This is a genomic window from candidate division WOR-3 bacterium, from assembly GCA_013177935.1.
GTDB lineage: Bacteria > Hydrothermota > Tepidihabitantia > Tepidihabitantales > Tepidihabitantaceae > Tepidihabitans.
In genome coordinates, this window is the sequence record JABLXZ010000001.1 from 252,696 (window position 1) to 274,257 (window position 21,562).

The 21,562-nt window shown below is 48.3% G+C and carries 25 protein-coding genes; 24 read left to right on the forward strand and 1 reads right to left on the reverse strand.

The window, feature by feature from the left end:
• Positions 1-325: 325 nt before the first annotated feature.
• The 23 genes from HPY86_01190 (at position 326) to HPY86_01300 (ending at position 20,067) form a co-directional block, all read left to right on the forward strand.
• Positions 326-1,108 (forward strand): hypothetical protein, encoded by a 783-nt coding sequence (locus tag HPY86_01190; GenBank protein NPV13533.1) that lies wholly within the window; start codon positions 326-328, stop codon positions 1,106-1,108.
• 59 nt (positions 1,109-1,167) lie between these two features.
• The gene (locus tag HPY86_01195; GenBank protein NPV13534.1) at positions 1,168-1,725 is read left to right on the forward strand and encodes a hypothetical protein; all 558 of its coding nucleotides are present in this window, start codon (positions 1,168-1,170) and stop codon (positions 1,723-1,725) included.
• A 24-nt stretch (positions 1,726-1,749) separates the two neighbouring features.
• Positions 1,750-2,973, forward strand: coding sequence for a 2,3-bisphosphoglycerate-independent phosphoglycerate mutase (locus HPY86_01200; GenBank protein ID NPV13535.1), 1,224 nt, complete (start codon positions 1,750-1,752; stop codon positions 2,971-2,973).
• Positions 2,974-3,537 (forward strand): IMP cyclohydrolase, encoded by a 564-nt coding sequence (locus tag HPY86_01205; protein NPV13536.1) that lies wholly within the window; start codon positions 2,974-2,976, stop codon positions 3,535-3,537.
• 78 nt (positions 3,538-3,615) lie between these two features.
• Positions 3,616-4,017, forward strand: coding sequence for a 30S ribosomal protein S13 (gene rpsM / locus HPY86_01210; protein ID NPV13537.1), 402 nt, complete (start codon positions 3,616-3,618; stop codon positions 4,015-4,017).
• Positions 4,018-4,020: 3 nt separating this feature from the next.
• Positions 4,021-4,395 (forward strand): 30S ribosomal protein S11, encoded by a 375-nt coding sequence (gene rpsK, locus HPY86_01215; GenBank protein NPV13538.1) that lies wholly within the window; start codon positions 4,021-4,023, stop codon positions 4,393-4,395.
• Between the two features lie 47 nt (positions 4,396-4,442).
• A complete protein-coding gene (rpsD, locus tag HPY86_01220) occupies positions 4,443-5,057 on the forward strand; it encodes a 30S ribosomal protein S4 (protein ID NPV13539.1) in 615 nt (204 codons plus the stop codon).
• The gene (locus HPY86_01225) at positions 5,054-6,115 is read left to right on the forward strand and encodes a DNA-directed RNA polymerase subunit alpha (protein ID NPV13540.1); all 1,062 of its coding nucleotides are present in this window, start codon (positions 5,054-5,056) and stop codon (positions 6,113-6,115) included. Before rpsD ends, HPY86_01225 begins: the two co-directional genes overlap by 4 nt.
• Before the next feature lie 62 nt (positions 6,116-6,177).
• Positions 6,178-6,570 (forward strand): 50S ribosomal protein L17, encoded by a 393-nt coding sequence (rplQ, locus tag HPY86_01230; protein NPV13541.1) that lies wholly within the window; start codon positions 6,178-6,180, stop codon positions 6,568-6,570.
• 13 nt (positions 6,571-6,583) lie between these two features.
• Positions 6,584-6,937 carry an aspartate 1-decarboxylase gene (locus HPY86_01235; GenBank protein ID NPV13542.1) on the forward strand — a complete coding sequence of 118 codons (354 nt, stop codon included), beginning with the start codon at positions 6,584-6,586 and terminating at the stop codon, positions 6,935-6,937.
• Between the two features lie 205 nt (positions 6,938-7,142).
• Complete coding sequence (locus tag HPY86_01240) at positions 7,143-7,469, forward strand: LytR C-terminal domain-containing protein (GenBank protein ID NPV13543.1); 327 nt, start codon at positions 7,143-7,145, stop codon at positions 7,467-7,469.
• 1 nt (position 7,470) lies between these two features.
• Complete coding sequence (rsfS, locus tag HPY86_01245) at positions 7,471-7,821, forward strand: ribosome silencing factor (GenBank protein ID NPV13544.1); 351 nt, start codon at positions 7,471-7,473, stop codon at positions 7,819-7,821.
• Between the two features lie 27 nt (positions 7,822-7,848).
• Positions 7,849-8,307, forward strand: coding sequence for a PTS sugar transporter subunit IIA (locus HPY86_01250; GenBank protein ID NPV13545.1), 459 nt, complete (start codon positions 7,849-7,851; stop codon positions 8,305-8,307).
• The gene (locus HPY86_01255) at positions 8,304-8,654 is read left to right on the forward strand and encodes a hypothetical protein (GenBank protein NPV13546.1); all 351 of its coding nucleotides are present in this window, start codon (positions 8,304-8,306) and stop codon (positions 8,652-8,654) included. The genes HPY86_01250 and HPY86_01255 overlap by 4 nt, the downstream gene beginning before the upstream one ends.
• A 95-nt stretch (positions 8,655-8,749) precedes the next feature.
• Positions 8,750-9,451: a hypothetical protein gene (locus HPY86_01260; protein NPV13547.1), complete on the forward strand. Its 702-nt coding sequence runs from the start codon at positions 8,750-8,752 to the stop codon at positions 9,449-9,451.
• On the forward strand, positions 9,442-11,007 hold the full coding sequence (locus HPY86_01265) for a hypothetical protein (GenBank protein ID NPV13548.1): 1,566 nt from the start codon (positions 9,442-9,444) through the stop codon (positions 11,005-11,007). Before HPY86_01260 ends, HPY86_01265 begins: the two co-directional genes overlap by 10 nt.
• The gene (locus HPY86_01270) at positions 11,000-11,830 is read left to right on the forward strand and encodes a histidinol-phosphatase HisJ family protein (GenBank protein NPV13549.1); all 831 of its coding nucleotides are present in this window, start codon (positions 11,000-11,002) and stop codon (positions 11,828-11,830) included. Before HPY86_01265 ends, HPY86_01270 begins: the two co-directional genes overlap by 8 nt.
• A 34-nt stretch (positions 11,831-11,864) precedes the next feature.
• On the forward strand, positions 11,865-12,779 hold the full coding sequence (locus HPY86_01275) for a hypothetical protein (GenBank protein NPV13550.1): 915 nt from the start codon (positions 11,865-11,867) through the stop codon (positions 12,777-12,779).
• Complete coding sequence (locus HPY86_01280) at positions 12,779-13,843, forward strand: CoA protein activase (protein NPV13551.1); 1,065 nt, start codon at positions 12,779-12,781, stop codon at positions 13,841-13,843. The genes HPY86_01275 and HPY86_01280 overlap by 1 nt, the downstream gene beginning before the upstream one ends.
• Entirely contained in the window at positions 13,818-14,768 is a 951-nt protein-coding gene (locus tag HPY86_01285) for a 2-hydroxyglutaryl-CoA dehydratase (GenBank protein NPV13552.1), read from the forward strand. Before HPY86_01280 ends, HPY86_01285 begins: the two co-directional genes overlap by 26 nt.
• Entirely contained in the window at positions 14,728-16,317 is a 1,590-nt protein-coding gene (gene amrB, locus HPY86_01290) for an AmmeMemoRadiSam system protein B (GenBank protein ID NPV13553.1), read from the forward strand. Before HPY86_01285 ends, amrB begins: the two co-directional genes overlap by 41 nt.
• A gap of 47 nt (positions 16,318-16,364) precedes the next feature.
• Positions 16,365-17,045: a hypothetical protein gene (locus HPY86_01295; protein ID NPV13554.1), complete on the forward strand. Its 681-nt coding sequence runs from the start codon at positions 16,365-16,367 to the stop codon at positions 17,043-17,045.
• 10 nt (positions 17,046-17,055) lie between these two features.
• Positions 17,056-20,067, forward strand: coding sequence for a T9SS type A sorting domain-containing protein (locus HPY86_01300; GenBank protein ID NPV13555.1), 3,012 nt, complete (start codon positions 17,056-17,058; stop codon positions 20,065-20,067).
• 16 nt (positions 20,068-20,083) lie between these two features.
• On the opposite strand, the gene HPY86_01305 is transcribed toward HPY86_01300, so the two are convergent.
• Positions 20,084-20,662: a hypothetical protein gene (locus HPY86_01305; protein NPV13556.1), complete on the reverse strand. Its 579-nt coding sequence runs from the start codon at positions 20,660-20,662 to the stop codon at positions 20,084-20,086.
• A gap of 258 nt (positions 20,663-20,920) precedes the next feature.
• Here HPY86_01305 and HPY86_01310 point away from each other — a divergent pair, with 258 nt between their 5' ends.
• Positions 20,921-21,547: a protein-L-isoaspartate(D-aspartate) O-methyltransferase gene (locus HPY86_01310; GenBank protein NPV13557.1), complete on the forward strand. Its 627-nt coding sequence runs from the start codon at positions 20,921-20,923 to the stop codon at positions 21,545-21,547.
• Positions 21,548-21,562 lie beyond the last annotated feature (15 nt).

A 21,562-nucleotide genomic window follows, 5' to 3' on the forward strand; every position in this document is an offset into this window, starting at 1 on the left:
TTAAAAGTAATTTCAGGTTCAGTTGCAGAACTGTAATTGAATTCACTCGTGTCTTACATTTCAGACGGTTCTGTTATGGTGACCAAAATGTCGATAGTGCTAACTTAACCTGATTCGCCTTGGATTTTGCCCGCGACTGTTTGTTTGAAATTCATCGGGAAAGTCTGGGGTATGTTATTAATAGATAGCAACCGAGATGGAAGGATTGATAAGATTTGACATTACGAGAATAAGTGCATATCTTATCTGAGGTGATATGTGCGAGCACATCGTTTATTACACCGAGCGGTGAGTAGTGAATGGATATAAAGGGCTATAATGAGTTATGATTGACGAGAATCTTCCCGAAGGTCCAGGAAAACTGGAGTTCAAGCCGGATGAGAAGCGTCTGGCAAAACTCGCCCGGTTCCGTCGGTTTGCGCTTTTACTTACGATTGTTTTGCTGGGTGGTGCTTTGTTGCTCACACTTACAATTCAGCCGAGGTGGATGATGGTTGGGGTTGGTATCAAACCGGAGACGGTAGCAACTGGCAATGTGCCGCAGGATGCGGAAACATTTGGAGCCCGCGCACCGAGCGTGCCGGTAATATCTCCAGCCGAGCGGCAAAAGAGTACGATAATAGCAACGGCGCAGTTGATTGACTCAAGCGCCAGAACTGCGGTTGTTCTGTGGCAAAGGGCAGAGATGCTGGTGCTGGAGGGTGTGCTGGAGCGGGATGGTGCTGAGGAGGTTTTAAGGCGGGTCGGAATGGCGCGGGTCGTTAATGACAGTGCCCGTAAGCTTTTAAGTGAGGCAAAAGCCGGGCTGGAGCGAATGAAGAGTATGACGAACTTTGTGTCGGTAAAGGGTTTAAGATGGAGTGCATTTTTGACTGCGGGCAGAGATTTTCTGGCGTTGCTGGAGGATGAGTCCAATGACCGGCTTGCCTGGCTTGATGCCTATGAGAGTTCGGTACGAGCGTTTGCCAGCGGTGATAAAGCGGATTTTGAAATCAAGGGTAATGTTGCGGGCGGATATCTTCGGAAGTGTGAGGTACGAAGGCGGAAATTAAGCCGTGCCAGCGCCCGTTTCACCGAGAGCCGCGTCGCGCTGGAAAGCAGTCTGTAAGTTTTAGGCCAATTTTAAACTGGATTTCCCGATAAATTTTTGGTATAATATTTCGATTCATGGGAAGGCAGGGTTCAGAAGGTGTCGAAAGTTTGCCCGCGGTTAGTGCTCCGGAGCGGGCGTTGCCACTGGAATATCGCTATCGTACCAGTTTTGCGGGCAGCCTCTTTGCCGGTGTGACAATTTTAATTGGTATTGCGGTGCTGGGCGGCGGAAGATTCAGTATTTTCTTGATTGTGTTGAGTATTGTTCTATGCGTTTACGGATTGGTGGTTTTCAGTGCCGACCCCGATGGTTTCTGGCATTCGGTGGGTAAGAGGTTGATTATCAGTGACGAGTGTCTCGAAGAGGTGGATGAGGAGTGGCGGGTTCGCTGGGTGATTTTGCCCGGTGAGGTTAAGAGTGTGAAGAAGCATCTGGGTAGACCGGTGTTACCATTTGGAATTAATCAAAACTGGCGGGTAGAGGTCTGGGAAATATTCCTAAAGGATGGTAAGCGGGTTAAAATTCCGGTGTGGCTTCTGCCCGAAGGCGGGAGAAATTTCAAGCAGCGGTTCGAAACTTTTCTTAAATTTAGTACCGAGCGGTTAAAAAAGGATGGTTCGGTGGTTGGTTGACAAAGGGGGTATTTTAGTTATGATTTGAATGTGTTTGACTACAGCAAAGTCCCAATTGAGTCGAATGATAAGAAGATACTTTTAGTGGTGCTGGATGGTCTTGGTGGTCTGCCCAAGCATGACAAGACCGAACTGGAAGCAGCATGGGTACCAAATCTCGACCGGCTGGCGGTGACTGCCAGTCTCGGCCTTCTGGTGCCGATAGCGCGTGGAGTGACTCCCGGTTCTGGTGCCGCCCATCTGGCGATTTTCGGCTACAATCCTGAACAGTATCAGGTAGGACGAGGGGTACTTGAGGCGTTGGGAAGTGGTTTAACACCGAATCCGACCGATTTGTGTTGCCGGGCAAATTTTGCCACCATCGATAAAAATGGGGTGATTACCGACCGAAGGGCAAAAAGGGCAGGAGAGCGGATGAGCGATGTCGAAGGGGCGGAATTGTGTGCCCTTTTGCAGGATGCGATACCGAAAATTGACGATGTGAAGGTGACGATAAAAGCGGGTAAAGGGCATAGATTTGTCGTCGTGTTTTCTGGACCGGGTTTGAAGGATGGGCTAACAGATTCTGACCCGGGTAAGGATGGGAAAAGCCCGTTAGCGGTAAAGCCCTTTGTGCCGGATGCGGAGAAGGCGGCGGTAATTGCCAACCGGTTTATTGAGATGAGTGGTGCCGTGCTCAAAAATCGGGAACGGGCGAACTGGGTTTTACTGCGCGGACTTTCCCTGCCGCCGAATTTGCCACCATTTCCCGAACGGTATAAGCTGCGCGCAGCAGCGGTTGCCGCTTACCCGATGTACAAAGGTCTGGCACGGCTCTTGGGGATGGAGGTGCTGGAATGTGGCGGGACCTGGGAGGAGGAAGTGGCAGCGGTGGCAAAACATCGTGATGAGTTTGACTTTTTCTATCTTCATTTTAAGGAGTTTGACCAGGCGGGCGAGGATGGGGATTTTGAGAAGAAGGTTGAGCTTTTGGAACGGTTTGACGAACAGATTGTTCCCCGTATTGTAGAGCTGAATTTTGATGTTTTGTGTATTACCGGTGACCATTCAACACCGGCAATTTTAGGTGCCCATTCGTGGCATGCGGTGCCGATAATGCTTCACTCCCGCTATTGTCGGATTCATTCACTGGTTGAAGAGTTTGGCGAGCGAGCCTGTATGCGTGGTTCGCTTGGTGTTGTTTATGGACGGGAGTTGATGCCCTTGCTCCTTGCCCATGCCTTGCGCTATGGAAAGTTCGGGGCGTAGGTGAGCCGTCGCTGGGCAATTTTTTCGCTCTGGGATAAAACCGGGGCGGAACAACTGGCGCAGGTGTTAGCCGATTGTGGTTACGGTATTCTCGCCACCTCAAAGACCGCGGCAATTTTAAAACAGTCCGGGATAACGGTTACCGATGTGGCAAATTGGACCGGTGCTCCGGAGATTTTAGGGGGCAGGGTAAAGACGATTCATCCGAAAATTGCCGCCGGGATTCTATCTTATCGTGATGATAGCAGTATTGAGCCGATTGATTTTGTGGTCTGTAATCTTTACCCATTTGCCCAGGGTCTCAAAGAAAAGCGCGGTCTAAAAGAGATGGTAGAACTGATTGACATTGGCGGGGTAACACTTTTGCGGGCAGCAGCCAAGAACTGGTTTTTCGTTACCCCGGTGCCAAAGCCGGACTATTACCCGCTGGTTATTGAGCAGTTGACACGGTACGGTCAGGTGTCGGAAAGTTTGCGCCGGGAACTGGCACAGAAGACATTTGAACTGACGGGAAATTACGATATGATGATTTCCCGGTATCTTGCGGATATTGTTGACAGATAGTTATTAATTTGTGTATAATTATCGTTGTTTTATAAAGTAACAAAAAGATATCAGCAAACTTTATTATCAGGAGGATAAGTGGCTCGTATTGTTGGTGTTGATTTACCGGACCGTAAGAAAGTACTGTATGCCCTGCCGGCGATATACGGCATCGGGCTGGCTTCGGCGCAGAAGATTTTAGCTGCGACCGGCATCGACCCGAACAAACGGGTTGGTGATTTGACGGACGAAGAACTGGCAGCGCTCCGGAAGGAGATTGAAAGTGGGTACAAAGTGGAAGGTGAACTGCGAGCTGAGGTTGCGGCGAACATCAAGCGTTATATCGAAATCGGTTGCTATCGGGGGTTGCGTCATCGGGCGCGGCTTCCGGTACGCGGCCAAAGGACACGGACGAACGCTCGAACCAGAAAAGGTCCCCGTAAGACCTCCGGGGTGCTTAAAGTGAAGGCGACCGCTGGAACCGCGGCGAAAAAGGAGTAGCCTATGGCAAAAAAGAGTTCGAGAAAACGAGCCTCACCAGTATGTGTTGCTTACATTACGACCACTTTCAATAATACTATTGTGACGATTGCGGAATCAAACGGTGCGGTGCTTTGCTGGTCTTCCGCCGGTAGAGTGGGATTCAAGGGTGCCAAGAAAGGGACGCCTTATGCTGCGGGTCAGGCGGCAGAGAGTGCAGGCAAAGAGGCAGTGGCGCTGGGTGTGAAAAAGGTCGAGGTGCGAATAAGTGGTCCTGGTCCGGGGCGAGAGGCAGCGATACGCTCTTTACAGAATGCTGGTCTTGACATCATTTCAATCCGGGATATTACTCCCATTCCTCACAACGGCTGTCGGCCTCCAAAGCAACGGCGGGTTTAGGGTGTTGTTGACAGTAAGATTGCTGATTCTATAATCACAGGTGAAATATGGCAAGAGATATAGGAACAAAATGTAAAAGATGTCGCCGGGCACGGGAGAAGCTATTCCTGCGCGGCAATAAGTGTCTGTCCGATAAATGTGTGCTGATGAAACGCGGCGAGGAGGCGGCAGCGCCGGTGCGCCGGCGCGTTTCCGCTTATGCGATTCAGTTGCGGGAGAAGCAAAAACTGCGGATGCTTTACGGAATTCTGGAAACCCAGTTTCGCAACTACTTTGTTCGAGCGGCAAAGAGTCCGAATACAGCAGCGGCACTGTTAATTCTACTGGAACGAAGGCTGGACAATGTTGTCTATCGGTTGGGGTTTGCCGATTCACGTGCTCAGGCAAGGCAACTGGTGCGTCATGGTCATATTACGGTTGATGGTAAAAAAGTAGATATACCTTCATATCAGGTAAAAGCCGGCCAGGTTATTGCGGTGGCAACGGAACGGGGAAAGAAGCTGGTAAGTGCAATTATCGCTAATAAAGAACCAACCGTTGTCCCCTGGTTAAGTGTTAACCAGCAGCAATTAACCGGTCAGGTGCTCAGATTGCCTGAATATGAGGATGTTAAGGATGTTCCCTGTAATATGCAGTTAATCGTGGAGTTTTATTCAAAATGAAGCTGAAACCTTTTGTAATGCCCGAGAAATTTGAAATAGAAGCCGATACGGCAACTGACAGTTATGCCAAATTTATCATTGCACCGCTGGAACGCGGGTGGGGAGTTACCGTTGGCAATGCGCTGCGCCGGGCACTGCTTTCTTCGGTTCAAGGAGCGGCGGTGGTTGAGGTTCGTATCGACGGTGTAACCCACGAGTTCACAACGATTGATGATGTCGTGGAGGATGTACCGGAGATAATACTGAATATCAAGAAAATTCGGTTCCGCCTGTGGTCGGAAACGCCTCGCGCCTGCTATCTGCACGCCAAAGGCAAACGGGCATTTTTTGCTCGTGACCTGACGGTGCCGCCGGAGGTGGTGATTGCCAACCCGGACCAGAAGATTTTGACCATTTCTGATAGCAAAAGAGCGGTGAACATCGAGATGATTGTTGAGAATGGCCGAGGTTATGTGCGGGCTGAGCGGCTGAAGAAGGACCGCTCCGTACCAGAAGGGACGATTTTCCTCGACGCGTTCTTTTCTCCGGTGAAAAAGGTAAACTACTGGGTCGAGAATATGCGGGTGCTGGACCGGACCGATTTTGAGCGAGTAATGCTGGAGGTGTGGACCGATGGTACGGTGAAACCGGAAGAGGCATTGATTCAGTCGGCGACGATTTTGAAGAATCATATGGGCGCTCTGGTGCCGATGGAGAAGGAACCGGAGTTTATTGAAGAAGAGCGGGTGTATCGCGACCGGGACCGGCTTGCCGAATTGCTGGCGATGGACATCGATGAACTCGAGTTGTCAAACCGGGCGCTTAACTGTTTGAAGAAGGGGCGTTCCAAGCGAACCGGGGAACGGATTTCAATCCGGACGATTGCTGACCTGGTGCAGTATACCGAAAAGGAGATGCTGGATATTGAGAACTTCGGCCGAAAGTCACTGGAAGAGTTGAAAAAGGTTCTCGAAGATATGGGACTAACCCTGGGTATGGACATTTCGGGGATACCGATTGGTAAGGGAGCCGAAGTTGAAAACGAAGAGGAAGAGGCGGAAGAAGAGAAGGAGGAGTAAGCGTGCGGCACGGTGATAAGGTCAAAAAATTAGGACGGAAAAGTGCCCATCGAATTGCGTTAATGCGCAATCTTGTTTCGGCGCTGATAAGGTATGAGCGGATTCGAACTACGGTAGCAAAGGCGAAAGAGGCAAGGCGATTTGCGGAACGAATGGTGAGCCTGGCGTGCACTGGTACACTGGCGGCACGCCGCGAGGTTGCTAAGTTTATCAACGACAAGGCGCTGGTTAAAAAACTGTTTACCGAGATTGCACCGCGTCTTGCCGACCGGTCCGGTGGTTATACAAGGATATATCGGTTGGGTAATCGACCAGGCGATTCCGCCGAGATGGCTTATCTCGAATTTGTCGTGCGCGGGGAAAAAGAAAAGCCCGAGGAGATTAAAGGGAAGGGTAAGAGTAAGGCGAAAAAATCAGCAACCAAAAAGGCAACTAAAGACAAGGAAACCGGATAAATCTGTGAATCGCATCCGGAAATTTATCAAATCGAAAATTCAGGGATTACGTATTACCGGCAAGGAGCTTTATTATGAGGGTAGTTTAGAACTGGACCTCAGATTGCTCCAAGCCGCTGATATTTTACCCGGCGAGATGGTACAGGTTGTCAATGTGAATAACGGTGAGCGGTTTGAGACCTACGCAATTGCCGGCAGGGCTGGTTCGGGGCGATGTGTGCTGAAAGGGGCGGCGGCGCGATTAGGCGAAATCGGCGATGAAATAATCGTAATGAGTATGACTTATCTGGACGAATCGGAGTGGGAAAAGTACAATATGATTAAGGTCCGGGTTGATGCTCAAAATCGTATCTTAGCGGAAAAATAGTGGATAAATCATTCTATACCGGTGGGAAGTTAACTGATTTAAATGCGTTCAGATTTTTCTTTTGCCAAATTGGTTGAGAAAGGGTATTGAACTTTATATCATATTGGTTTTGGGGATTTCCCTGGGGATTGGTCTTTCATCCGGTTGTCAGAAGAAAAGCAGGCGGGAAAAATCCAATCCGGAATTTTTTGGGGTCGGGGTCAAAGTGATAAACAGCACCGGCGTGCACCGGCTTGCCTGGCTTGTCGCCTGGGATATGATTAATCGTGGATTCAACGTTTACGGGACCGGCGATACCTGTGACAGTTTTGAGCATACGGTTGTTGTTGACCTGAAGGATTCATCGGCAAAAAATGCTCGAGCGGTTGCCGAAGGGCTCAAAGCGGAAAAACGGATTGCGATTTTGCCGATGAAAAGGGAAATGTTACCGAGGATTGAGGTGAAGATTGATTCTACCCGGTTTGTCGATGTCTTGCTGATATTGGGGGAAGATTATCAAGTTTTTTTCCCCGCAGTGGAGCCGTTTAATTAAAATGGATGCTGAGAAATTGGCAACCAAACTGGCAAAACTTATTTTAAAGAAGAAGGGCGAGAATATATTAATTCTCGATTTGCGCAATACTGCACCGTTTGCCGAATTTTTTATCATCGCCACGGCGACTTCCACTGTTCATGCCAAGGCAATTGCTGATGCCCTGCAGGACCGTCGTGAGATTGCTGGTTTGGAGAAGCCCCACCATATTGAAGGGCTGGAATCGGCGCAGTGGATACTTCTCGACTATTTTGATGTTATCGTTCATATATTTCTTCCTGATGTAAGAGAATTTTACGGTTTGGAACGGTTGTGGGGAGATGTGCCGCAGAAGGTCGTGAAGGATGAGTAGGTTTGATACTTTTCAAGGAGGTGTTGTTTGAACCTTACTTCATTACTCAAGGTTGAAAAGGTCAACCTTGATTTAAAAAGCCGCAAAAAACAAGATGTGTTGAGGGAACTGGTGACGATGATTCGAGAGGGAGAGACGGCTGAGATGCTCTATCAAACTTTATTGAAACGCGAGGAGTTGGGTTCGACCGGTATTGGTAAAGGTATTGCCATTCCGCATGGACGGTCGTTGCTTCTTGACAAACTGGAAGTAGCGGTGGGCAGGTCGACAAAAGGGGTAGATTTTGATGCCATTGACAATAAACCGGTGTATCTCTTCTTTCTGGTTATGGCACCACCCCAGGACCCGGGTAACCAGTACTTGATTACTCTTGGGCGGATCGCGATGGTGGCGCAGGAGTTGACCAAACGCAAGCAACTTTTTGCTCCGCAAACGCCGCAGGAGTTTCTTGAACTGGTGCGGACGATTGAGGAGAAGGTGCGATGAATCCTAAAATCGAAACTTTGCGTTCGCTTGAGGAGTTTGACCACATTCTCCGCGACATAGAAAGCGATAGTTATCAGCGGGTAGGATTCAAAGGGGTAAAGGTTTCGGAAGAGCTTATCCGACTGGCGGAAAAAGAACGGGCAAAACTGACCAAGAAGATTGACCCGAAAATTCTCGCTCAATACGAGCGGATAATGAAACGGTATGGTGGCCGGGTTGTTGTTCAGGTGATTCGCGAGTTCTGTGGGGGGTGTTATGTGCGCCTTCCCTCGGAACTGGTGGTACGATGTCGGACCGAGCTTGTGACCTGTCCTAACTGCGGGCGGTTTCTTTACTGGGTAAAATAATTCCCGGATCAACCTTCCTTTAGGGCGTGCTTTTACTCTCGATACTTTTTTGCTGTGCTTTTGACTATTTCCCGGCTGTAGGCCCGAGTGCCGGAATGGGGGCTGGAGTTGCTTTTGCTGACTGGCGTAACAGTTTCGGGATTAATCCAAGTACCGTTTTGTCCGGAAGTAAATTTGCTATCGGGGTTACCTATGTCAATCTTTACGCCCTTCCCGGCGTACACTGTGGGTTAATCGGAGCGAAATGGAAATCTGGGAAACAGGCAACCGCGGTTGCCTTTACCAGCGTTGGTTTTGACGGTTATCGTGAAAATGACCTGTTGCTTAATTTCGCCACCGAACCGGTAAGAACAATCAGGGTTGGGGTTGGTGTCCATGCACTTATGCAGACGGTTGAGGGAAAAATGAGTTTACTCCCTCAGGTCGATGCCGGTGTTTTGTGGTTAACCGAACATACCGCAATAGGGGTTTCCGGAAGAAGGTTAAATGCGCCCCGGTTACCGGACGGAACAGTGCTAAAATCGCAACTCTGGTTAGGGGGTTTATGGAAACCGATTAAAGAGTTGAAACTTGCCTGTGATTTTAAGAAAGAAGACCAACTGGAGAGATTGTTAATCGGTGGTGAATTCACAATATTACCGGAAGTTACTCTTCGGTGTGGTGTAGAAACTTTTCCTCTGGTTTATCACGGCGGGGTGCAGGTGAAGGTTGGTGTGATGTCGCTTGATTACGGGGTTCAGTATCATCTTGAACTCGGGGATAGTCATAGCATAACCATTTCGGCTGAATGGCATTGATTGTTATTATCGGGTTAGTTGTTATGTCCCAAGATTTAGTTGCCGATGGCTCGTCAGTTGGTCCGGATGAAGAGGACTTTTATGAAACAGTTGAAGATAGTCTGGCACAACTGGAAGCGACTGATTTTACGGCACCTCGTACCTATCGTTTGTCACTGAGGATGGGGTGTGATTCATCCTTTAATAACGGCATTGGTTGCCGGGCTTTTACTCGGTTGAAAGGTTCTACTGAAAAGCGCGAGATTTTACTGCTTATTGATAAAGATCGAGGAGAAAGGAACTGGGCAGATTTTATTGGGGGCGGTGTTACTTTTGCGGGTAATGGATGGCGTTTCACCGCAGGCGATTTTATCGTGTTTTTCGGACGGGGGTTGCTAATTACCTCTCCTGCGGTCCGGGCAGGTTTTCGGTGGAATTTAACAGTTCAACCCAGAAGTTCACTGGCACAGACCGCGCAAGAGAACAGAAATTTACGCGGTATAAAATTCGATTTCAGTTATGGTCCTCTTATTATTGGTATGTTTGGCAGTTATTCGCTGCGAGACGCTGTTCTCAATAGCGATGGAACAGTAAAAAGGCTTTCCTTCTCGGGTGTTCATGACGACTCTGCTTCACAATGGAGCAAGAACCAGTTAAGCCAGAAACTGGCTGGGGTGGTAATTAACTATCAGGGCAAGAAGTTCAAAACTGGTGTTGGTGGTTATGGGGCAAATTTCGACAGGAATTTTTCGCCCGAGGATTCATTGGGCTCATTTTATGGTAGAACACTGGGTGGTTTGAGTGTTTATGCCGGCTACGGTAACAGTTCCCGATTTTGTGAAATTGAGGTGGCACATTCTTTTCCCGGAGGAGGGGCAGTAGCAGGGCAAATCGGGTTTGATACTGCCGGAATCAGAGTACGGATAAGTGGTACCGGTTATCAGGCGAGTTTTTTTTCACCCGCGGGCAGGATTTACAGTATAACGGGTCGCCGTGCCCGATTTGACCTGACCGGAGCGGTCAGCTATAAGTTAAAATTCTTGCAATTTGGGCTGGATGGCAACACCTATCGAGATTATACCGTTGACTCAATTCCCGCCCGGGTCAATGTGCATACCAGTTTTGAGGGTAAGGGTTATAAGATTCGGTGTCTTTTGGGCAGGATATACCGGTTGGAACAGGAACGTTCTCGGCGGGCACGTCTTGAAATGAGTACCGAAGGGCAGCGGTTAAGATTTGGTTTTTTAGTTGAAGATGAATATGCCGATTATACAGATGGTCAGGGTGTTTTAGTGGCGTTAAGTAGCGGGATTAGAATCAAGGAGTTCGGGGCGCAATTCGCGGTCAGCCGTTTTTTTATTTCGGGAAGTGGTGTTGAACTAACCGTTTCCGAGCCCGGGACAATGCGAATTGGTTCAAGTTACAGTTCCCGGGAAAGTGGGTGGCGAATCGTTGCGGCCGGTTACGGACGCCGGGATAAAATTGGACGGTGGGCAATCAAGTTTGGTGCTACCCGGATCAATTTTTGGAAGTTTGACTTGAGCGGGCAGTTAGAATTGGAGGCGAGTTGTGATTGATTACCACATCCATCCCGATTATTCCAGTGATGCTCAAGGTAGAATCACCGATTATTGCCAGCAGGCGCTCAAGGTCGGCATAAAGGAGTTATGCTTCACAACTCATTACGAGCCCGACCCGATGCGGGCAGAAATTGAACAGGTGATGGTGGCAGGGCAACCGGTGCCCGTGGATTCGGATTGGGTTGATATGTATCTTGAAGATATTGAGAAGGCGCGACGCGATTTTCCCGAACTGATAATACGGTCCGGGGTTGAGGTCGGATACGAGAGGGGATTGGAAGGTAAGATTGCCGATTTTCTCGAACGTTACAAATTTGACTATGTTCTTGGTGCGATTCACTGCTTAGACCACATTGCGATTACATCAGGTCACGAATTAGCAGATTTTCGCAATGGTCTTAAACCCCGAGGGGCAGAGTACATTGCGCAGCGTTACTTTGATTATGTGCGAGCTGCAGCGGGTTCTAAGCTATTTGACTGTATAGCACATCTTGATATCTGGCGTAAGTACATCCTACCAGAAGTTGGAGTTGAGTTTTTGACTTTTATCGAGCCCGGAATTGTGCCGATGTTAGGATATATCGCTCAGTCGGGAACAGGGCTGGAGATAAACAGTTCGGCATTACGGCGGGGAGATGAAGAACCGTATCCACAAAGTAAAATTATCGCTCAGGCAATTGCTGCCGGAGTAAAGACATTTACCGTTGGTTCTGATGCCCATCGGGTTGCCGATTTGGGAATAGGAGTCGATAAATCGGTTGCAATACTTGCTCAATTCGGGTTTAAGCCCACACGGTTTCAAAATCGTCAAAGGTATTGACTTTTGCGATGATAAGTAATAGAATAAAACTGAGATGAGAATTGGGATTCCCCGTGCCCTTTTGTATTACCGTTATGGCAGATTCTGGGAACGGTTTTTAACTGAATTGGGTAGCGAAGTTGTCTTAAGTCGTAAGACGGACGAGGAGTTGGTTCAAAATGGGTTGGTATGTGTTCCGAGCGAAGTCTGTCTCCCGATTAAAATCGTTGCGGGCCATCTATTGCAATTGAGAAATGAGGTTGATGCGATTTTCTTTCCCCGATTAAACTGGTTGGGCGATAAACTATTTGCCTGTCCCAAAATGATTGGGATTGTTGATGTTGCCCGGATGCTTCTCAATAAAAAGGTTCGATTGATTGCGCCAACGATTAACGGGGACCTATTTCGTGCTCACTTTGCGGCGGGTTTGCAGATTAATCCTAATCCGATCAAGGTCTGGGCCGCATGGCAAAAGACAAAAGAGGAGTTGTTTCGGAAAGTACCAGGAGATGACGTGATTTCTTACGATTCAAGTCAAACGGGTATGACTCACCCGACCGTTGCGGTGATTGGACATTTTTACAATATCGGAGATGAGTTTGTATCCCGGGCGATAATCAGCACCTTCAAGCAAAACGGATATCGAATTTTGACGAAGGAAGATTTGCCGGATGCTGTTCTGTCAAAAGCCAATGGTTTCAGTCGAAATATCCGCTGGGTTTACGAAAGAGAACTGTTTAATGCTTTCGAATATTTTTTAGGAAAAGTGGATGGATTTTGTGTCGTGGTTTCAATGGGATGCGGTCCGGATTCACTGGTTGCGGAATTTATGCGGGAGCGAGCCCAGGAACAGGGTGTTCCCTTTTTGCTCTTGGTAATTGATGAACATACCGGCGAGGCAGGATTAGTAACCAGGGTCGAGGCGTTTATTGAACTTTTGCGACGCCGGCAAAAAAAACAGCAAAGTTAATGCGTGTTACTTTCCCTAATTTTGGTTATGACACATTGGCGCTGAAAGGTTTCCTGGAAGATTTGGGCGCGGAAGTGGTGCTACCGCCGCCAACATCCCTACGGACAGTTGAACTGGGAGTAAAATTTTCTCCGGAACTGATTTGCATGCCTTTTAAAATCACACTGGGCAACTTTATTGAAGCGACCGAACAGGGGGCTGACACCCTGTTGATGGCGGCGGGTGCTCGGAAATGCCGGTTTGGCTATTACCATTATCTTCAAGAAATCGCATTAAAGGCAGCTGGTAAAAAAGTCAACCTGGTGCCGATTACTCAATACTCAGCGACCGATTTTATATTTCGCTTGATGCCATCTTTGTTTGATGTTTCACCGATACAGGTAACTCGGGCAGTTTACCTTCTGCTGGCAAAAAGTGCCCTGACCCGTGATTTTCGTCGGCTGTTGAATAGAAAAAGGGCGCTGGATTTCGTGGCAACAGAGCAACTGGTAAAACCGGCGTTAAGGGTGATTGCTGAAGCTCGTACTCTTTCAGAAATTAAGCGTGCCCACCAGACCTTGAAAGCTATGTTTAGCCTGAATGGTGATAAGCCCCAATTGCGGGTTGGACTTGTCGGCGAGATTTTTTTTACAATTGACCAATTTGCCAATCACGAAATCGAGAAGAAACTGGGTCAGCTCGGCGTTGAGGTGATTTTTGAACGGTGTTTGCACAACCATTTGCGTCATCTGCTAAGGGTCGATTTTGGATATCTGCGTTCCCGAAGGCTGGCGCATCCTTATCTTCAGGAGTGTCCTGGGGGGGAGGCGATTCGAACTGTGGGCGAAGCGGCAAAATTTATTCGTCGCGGTGTGGATGGAATAGTTCATGTATTTCCATTTACCTGTATGCCGGAAAACATCGCCTTTGAGGCGTTGCAGCGGTTGTGCGAATTGAACAGCGTACCTTTATTGTCTTTATCTTTTGATGAACACACTGCTCCTACCGGGCTTGTGACCCGCCTTGAAGCATTTGTGGAACTTCTACGCAGGAGGCAACATGGTCGAAGGATTTCTGGGAATTGATGTTGGTTCTATTTCAACCAAAGGTGTTGTGATTGACCGTGACTATCGAGTACTGACAAGCCGGTATTTACGAACTCGGGGCAATCCAATAAACTCAATAAGACAGTTATTACGGGAGTTGGGGCAGGATGTCAATTCAAATGTGAAAATTCTCGGGGCAGGAACGACCGGTTCAGCACGGCGGCTAGCTGGTGTAATGGTTCAGGCTGATGTCGTCAAGAACGAAATTATCGCCCATGCGGTAGCAGCAATTCACTTTTACCCCGATGCTCAGACCGTTTTAGAAATTGGCGGTCAGGATTCCAAAATCATCATTATTCGAGACGGTATACCGGTGGACTTTGCGATGAATACGGTTTGTGCTGCGGGTACTGGTAGTTTTCTTGACCACCAGGCAACAAGGCTTCATATCCCAATCGAGGAGTTTGGGGAACGGGCATTACGGGCACAGAACCGGGTTTCAATCGCGGGCCGGTGTACCGTCTTTGCCGAGAGCGATATGATACATAAGGCTCAGCTTGGCGTTCCAACCGATGATATTCTTGCCGGTTTGTGTGATGCAATCGTCCGTAACTATCTTAATACCGTTGCCAAGGGTAAAGAGATTCGTCCCCGCGTTTTGTTCCAAGGGGGAGTGGCGGCAAATGTTGGGGTACGGGCGGCGTTTGAACGGGCGTTAGAGGTTGAAATCACTGTGCCCGAGCATTTTCTGGTTATGGGTGCAATCGGTGCCGCAATACTGGCAAGTGAAGAAACCGAGAGTAAGAAGAGTCGATTTGCCGGTTTTGAAATGGCTGATATTATATTTGAGACTCGCGTGTTCGAATGTGATGGATGCCCGAATCGGTGCGAGGTTGTGGAAACACTGCGCGAAGGGGATGTAATTGACCGATATGGCGACCGGTGCGGTAAATGGTCAGGTTAATGGATTTTGCGATGTGGAATCAATTAAAATTATGATAAACCGGGTAGCGTTACTCTTTACCTTTTTGACCGGTTTGGTCTGCGCTTACCCGAGAGAGACCAAGGAGGTGAAGATGGTCCGAGAGCCCGCAGTTGCCGGACAGTTTTATCCTGCCGAAGAGAAAAAACTTAAGTCAATGATTGATTCAATGCTTGAGCAAGTTTCCCCTGTTAAATTGCCGGGTAGGATTATCGGAATTCAGGTTCCCCATGCCGGCATTGAATTTTCCGGACCAACCGCGGCTAAAGCCTACAAACTCCTTCAGGGAATGGATTCACTTACCGTCATAATGCTGGGACCGAGTCATCGGGTTGATATCAGGCAGGCAGCGGTGTTTGATAAAGGGGTCTGGCGGACACCACTGGGAGATGTGTTTGTTGACGAGGAAATAGCGCGTGAATTGCTTAAAGAAGATAAATTTTTTGTCCGACTTCCTACTGCTCACTCTCAAGAACACTCCCTTGAGGTGCAACTGATTTTCCTCCAGCGGGTTTTGCAGGATTTTAAGATTGTTCCGATAATGTTGCTCTTTCCCAGTTATGAAGAGTGCGAGCGGGTTGGTAAGGCGCTGGCAAGGGTGGCAAAGGGTAAAAAGGTTCTCTTGCTGGCTTCTTCTGACCTTTACCATGGTTATTCTTACAGTGAAGCCCGGTCATCAGATTCGTTGACTCTTAAACTGATGGAAAATTTTGACCCTAGGGCGTTTTATCAAGCGGTTCATGAGTCCTATTTAAAGGATAAACCAGTTGCGTGTGGTGGCTATCCGATTGTTGCGATGATGATTGCAGCACGGGAACTGGGTGCAGATAAAGCGGTGGTGCTGGGCAGAACTAATTCTAATGAGGTCCTGAATCAGCGGGGTGGCTACTGTGTTGGTTACAGTGCGGTGGCATTTGTTCAAACAAATGAAAAAACGGAAACTAGTGAACAACAGTCAGAAATTAATGAAATTAATGATAACGAGTTGACACCTGAAGAGCGAAAGAGCCTTTTGACGATTGCCCGCCAGACGCTTGAAGTGTATTTACGGTCGGGTGTTAGGCCAAAGGTTGAACCTTTGACCGAGCGGCTAAAGAAAAAGCAGGGGGTGTTTGTTACTCTTCACAAACACGGTGAACTCCGTGGCTGCATTGGCTATGTTGAAGGGATTAAACCGCTTTATCTCGCAGTTCAGGATATGGCGATTAGTGCCGCAACTGAAGACCCGCGATTTCCTCCGGTTACTGCTTCAGAGCTCAAGGATATTGATATTGAAATAACGGTACTATCGCCGTTAAGGAGGATCGTAAGTCCGGATTCGGTTATTGTCGGAAAGCACGGCCTTGTGATTCGGAGAGGTTTCTACTCCGGACTACTTTTACCTCAAGTGCCTGTTGAGCAGAAATGGAATCGGGAACAGTTTCTTATACACACCTGCTTGAAAGCCGGTTTACCGCCTGATGCTTATAAAGACCCAAAGGCGGAACTTTATGTTTTCACCGGTGAGGTTTTTGGTGAAAAGATGCGTTGACTTTCAATTTAAGTGGTTTTATATTTATGATATAAAAGGAGGCATAGATGAGACTCAGCGTCGTGGTCTTAACCACCTTACTTACGGTCGGAGCAGCTTTTTCGTCCTGGCTGGGGATTACCAGCCCAACACCGACCATCCCGAGAATTGAGATAAATCCGGATGGTAATAATGCCACCATAATAGAAATAACCATTCCGGGTTTAGAGACAGAAACTAAAGAGATTGATGGCGAAAACTGGACCGTTGTACAAATTCCTGGTGAACCTGCAATAACCGGTAAAGTGGGATTGCCCCAATTGCCGGTTGTTGTTCGTAATCTTGCTTTGCCCGACAACGCCACAGTTGATGTATCGGTTGTCGAGAGTGAATTTGAAAAAGTTAGTGGTGTTCTTATTTATCCAACCCAGAAACCTTTGACTGAGTGCGAGCAGCCCGTCTGGCAGGTGGATGAGACTTTTTATCAAAAGGATTTGGTTTATCCCTCAGAACTGGCAACGGTGAAACTTCAAAGCACCTGGCGGGGACTGCCTTTTGCCACGATAGAAATAAATCCCGTGCGTTACAACCCGGCAAAAAGAGAGCTGTTTATTACCAAAAAACAGGTGGTGCAAGTAAACCATGCCGGTGTATTTCGGCGTAAAGTCATTGAACCCTGGACACTGGGTGTTTTGAAAAACGCTTATCGACAATCCCGAAAGGTTCAACCTGGACGTGCGCTGGATTGATAGTCCAGGTGTGCGCTATCTGGTCATTGCCCATTCCAATTACATCAGTCCCTGGCTTGACTCATTGGTCAACTGGCATCAGAAGCGCGGGGTTGAAACGCGGGTGATTGCTAAATCCTCCTGGACGACGACTGAGGTGAAAGACTCCATTCGGGCAGAGTACAATCGAAACAATCCTCCGGTTCTCCGGTGGGTGCTTTTAGTTGGAGAATATAACGAAGTACCGGGATATGCGTACCCCGGTGTTGGGTTTTCCGATGTCTGGTATACGGATTTAAACCCTCCTTCGGGCGACGATTACTTTGAACTCGGCATCGGGCGCTTCAGTCCGTCTTCGGTTGCGGACCTTGAAAATCAAATTCGAAAGACCTTAAAATTTGAGAAAAATCCACCCACTGGTGTCTGGACCGGAAAATCAGGACTGGTTGCTCACTCTGAAGAATATCCAGGTAAGTATTCTGCCTGCACCCGTGGTATCTACAACTTTCCCTATCCGCTTTATCGCTATACATTTGATACGATTATGGGTGGAGCAGGTGGTACCAATGCGATGGTTTCGGCGGACATCAATGAGGGGCGAGTGGTGATAAACTACCGGGGTCACGGTTCTGAAACCGACTGGTCCTCCTGGGATGCGCAGGGACAATCCTGGACCGCCACTCATATCAATGCGCTCAACAATGGTGATATGACGCCGGTGGTGATTAATTGCTGCTGTTTAAACCATGTTCTGTCTACCCCTACCTGTTTAGGAGAGGCCTGGATGAGGAAATATCCTGGTGGCGCGGTGGCTTCATTGGGTGCAACCGAGGCATCTTACACGGTTCCCAACCACGGTTGGGATTCAACCTTATTCCGCTGCATTGGGGATACATTTACAATTTCCATACCTGGTGTGCGCAACTACACCTGTCCGACCTGGGATTTAGGCTGGATGCTTTGTAATGCGGACGCGTATATTCAGAAGTATTATGCTTCTCAAGGAGGCACCGACAATGCCCGTATGTATCTCTGGCTTGGTGACCCGGCACTGACGGTTTGGACTGGACCATTGACAGCTGCTGATATCGTTCATCCCCCTACGGTTCCACTTGGCAATTACGACCTTGAGGTGAATGTTACAAAAAGCGGTAATCCAGTTAAAGATGCGCTGGTTTGTGCCTGGAAACCGGGCGATTTTTATGTGTTTGGCTACACCGATGTTTCCGGTAATGTAACCCTGCCAATTTGTGCAACCAGCGCTGGTTCTTTTTCGCTTGTTGTCACCGGCCAAGGGTTTCCGCCTTACGAAGGTACAATTTTGGCACGAGCCGTCGGTACGCCATACGTTACCTACCGCCGTTCATTTGTGAACGATTCACCACCCGGTGGTAATGGTGATGGTAGTATTAACCCGGGAGAAAGGATAATATTGCCCACCTGGGTTAAAAACTGGGGTGATGTCCAGGCGAACTCGGTAACCGGTACAATCAGGACTAATGACCTTTATATTAACATTATAGATTCGGTTAAAACCTTCGGGAACATTCTGCCTGGTGACTCAGCTTTCACTGGACCCAACGGTTTCAAATTTGATGTTGCTCCTGCTTGTACCAATGGACACACTATCCGTTTTGACCTGTTCTGCAGGGATGCAAATGATTCGGTTTGGCAATCGCGTATCTATCTGCGGGTTGGCACACCCAGTCTGGAATACGCGAGTTTAAATGTGATTGATACAATCGCGGGTGGCAATCGGAATGGTAGACTTGACCCGCAGGAATCGGCACTTTTGATGGTTTCGTTACGCAATATCGGGTTTGGCAATGCTAACGATGTTAGTGCAATTCTCCGGTCCGGCGATGCAAGGTTAGTTGTCAACGATTCCACCGGTTTTTACGGGTTGATAATGCCAGAAAGTACCCTGGCGAATACAAATGACCCATTTCAGATAACAACGCTCACAATGCCGCCTGAGACACGTGTCTCCTGTACACTTTATGTAACGGCTCAGGGTGGTTATAGTGCAGTTATCCCATTCTCAATTCTGGTAGGTGAAATTCGCGCCTGTGACCCGATACCGGATACCGGTGGTGTCTCGGTTTCTTATTGGGCTTATGATGATGTGGACACATTTTATACCAAACATCCCGAGTTCAACTGGGTGGAAATCAGAAACCTGGGTACACGGCTGACTTTAAGCGACGACCAGACCGTCCAGATAACGTTACCCCCATCGTTTGGTCCCTTCATTTTCTATGGCCAGTCTTACAACCAGATTTCGGTCTGTTCCAACGGCTGGATTGCACCGGGCTATTCAACGGTTACAACTTATACCAATACCTCTTTACCCAACACATCAATGCCACCGCTGCTTGCTGCGAACTGGGACGATTTATATCCTCCTACCGGTAACAGCGTCTGGTACTATCACGATGCCGCCAACCACCGATTTATCATTGAATGGGACTCAGTACATTACTTCGACCCCCGCGAGCAATGGGATAAGTTCCAGATTATTTTATACGATACGACAGTTACTGACGGTGATTGTGAATTTGAATATCAGTATTTGACTTCGAACTACAACAGTTCTTGTACGGTTGGTGAACAGGACCATACCTTATCTCGCTGGATTCAGTTACTCTTCAACGGCAGTTACCATCGTGGTGCGGCGCCGCTGGCACCCGGAAGAGCGGTGTTGTTTACACCCGATGGTCCGCAGGTGGGAGTTAAGGAGTCAGAGGTTTCAGGCGGTAAAATTCCAACACGGCTGGCACTCGGAATTTCACCCAATCCCATAATCAGGCAGGCGACGATTCGTCTTTCGGTGCCAAATAAAGGCAAGGCGCGATTGACAATATTCAATATCGCGGGAAGAGTTGTGCGGACGCTGGTAAACAGTGAGGTTGCTCCGGGATATTATACGGCGGTATGGGATGGTACCGATGACGGTGGCAAGCAAGTTGCGAATGGTATTTACCTTTTCCGGGTAGAGACTGAAACGAGTCGTTTGACGGTAAAGGGAGTGCTATTGCGATAGCGGTTAAGGTTAAAGGTTAATAGATAACAACTACTCCCGAGGGTATGACTTTGGCTTTAACATGACGGATACCACTGCGTCGTTTGGCATAGACCCGGATGCGATAGTTGTAACCGGTACGGGGTTCGAATCCGACAATGGTGCCAGTTGCACTGCGGTTGAGTTTAGCTGGACCAGCCCAGATGAAGACAATCGTTTCGATGATTGCCATTGGGTCGTAGAAGAACGATTCACGGTCTTCTTGAGACAAACCTTTGAACACATCACCAGCGATTTCCACATGGGAGTGAAAATTGCCCAGAAATCTCATCCGGAATTTACGCGCCAGTTCTTTGCGGCGTAAAAAAACCCTGCGAATGTTGGTCCAATTTTTAAAGACAACGCCGGTACGGGTTTTCTCACCGCCCCGATAATAGCAGGAGCGGCGCACGATTAACCGTTTGTCCTGTGATATTGTGCCGTAAAGAAATCCGAAGGTTTCTCTTTTGAACTTGGTTTCGTAACCTCGGCGGGCAAGACAGCACAATTCGCGCACCGCGGACTCTTCAAAAAGAACTGGTGCGCGGAATTCGATCAATGGATGTGGTGTTGCCATCGGTGATGAATAATATCGGTATTGGCATTATCGTCAAATCGTGCGTAAAAACAAAAATGCCGCTGGAGGGCCTAGGCCTTAAGGTTGATGACTCCAACCAGGCAATCGCCCGACCAGCAGCAGGAAATAAATAGCAAAAACACAATTCCAAGTCAAGCAAAATTTTACTTTATATACGGTAATGATTGACGGAACAATTAGGCATAATATTATCACTGCGCTATGGCATTGGACGAGTTTACGTTGAAGAGAAATCGAATGGTAGAAGAGCAGATTGTCTCGCGGGGCGTAAAGGATGAACGGGTGCTGGAGGTAATGCGCAAGGTACCGCGCCACCTTTTTGTCCCGGAGGGTTTAATTCATCAAGCCTATGACGATAACCCCTTGCCTATTGGGCAAGGACAAACTATCTCACAGCCATATATTGTGGCGGCAATGAGTGAGGCGCTACAGGTTGAAAAAAGCCACCGGGTCCTGGAAATCGGCACCGGTTCTGGGTATCAGACCGCAATACTTGCCGAACTTGCTCAGATGGTCTGGACCGTAGAAATCATCGAGGAGTTGTCGATTCGAGCACGGCAGGTGCTCAATCGGCTTGATTATCGTAATATCCGGTTTCGGATTGGTGATGGGAATATGGGCTGGCCTGAATTTGCTCCTTATGACCGGATAATTGTCACTGCAGCAGCCGAGAACTTTCCTTTCAAATTAACAGAACAGCTGATTGATGGTGGTCGAATAGTTGTGCCTGTTGGGTTTTTGGGACGGCAGACGCTTATTCTTGGCGTAAAACATAAAAATCGGGTCGTGCAAAGGCCCTTGATGGATGTGGTTTTTGTGCCTCTGGTGCGCGGCAAGCCGTCGCGAGTAGATGAAGAAAGCTGATATTGACTGAAGTCG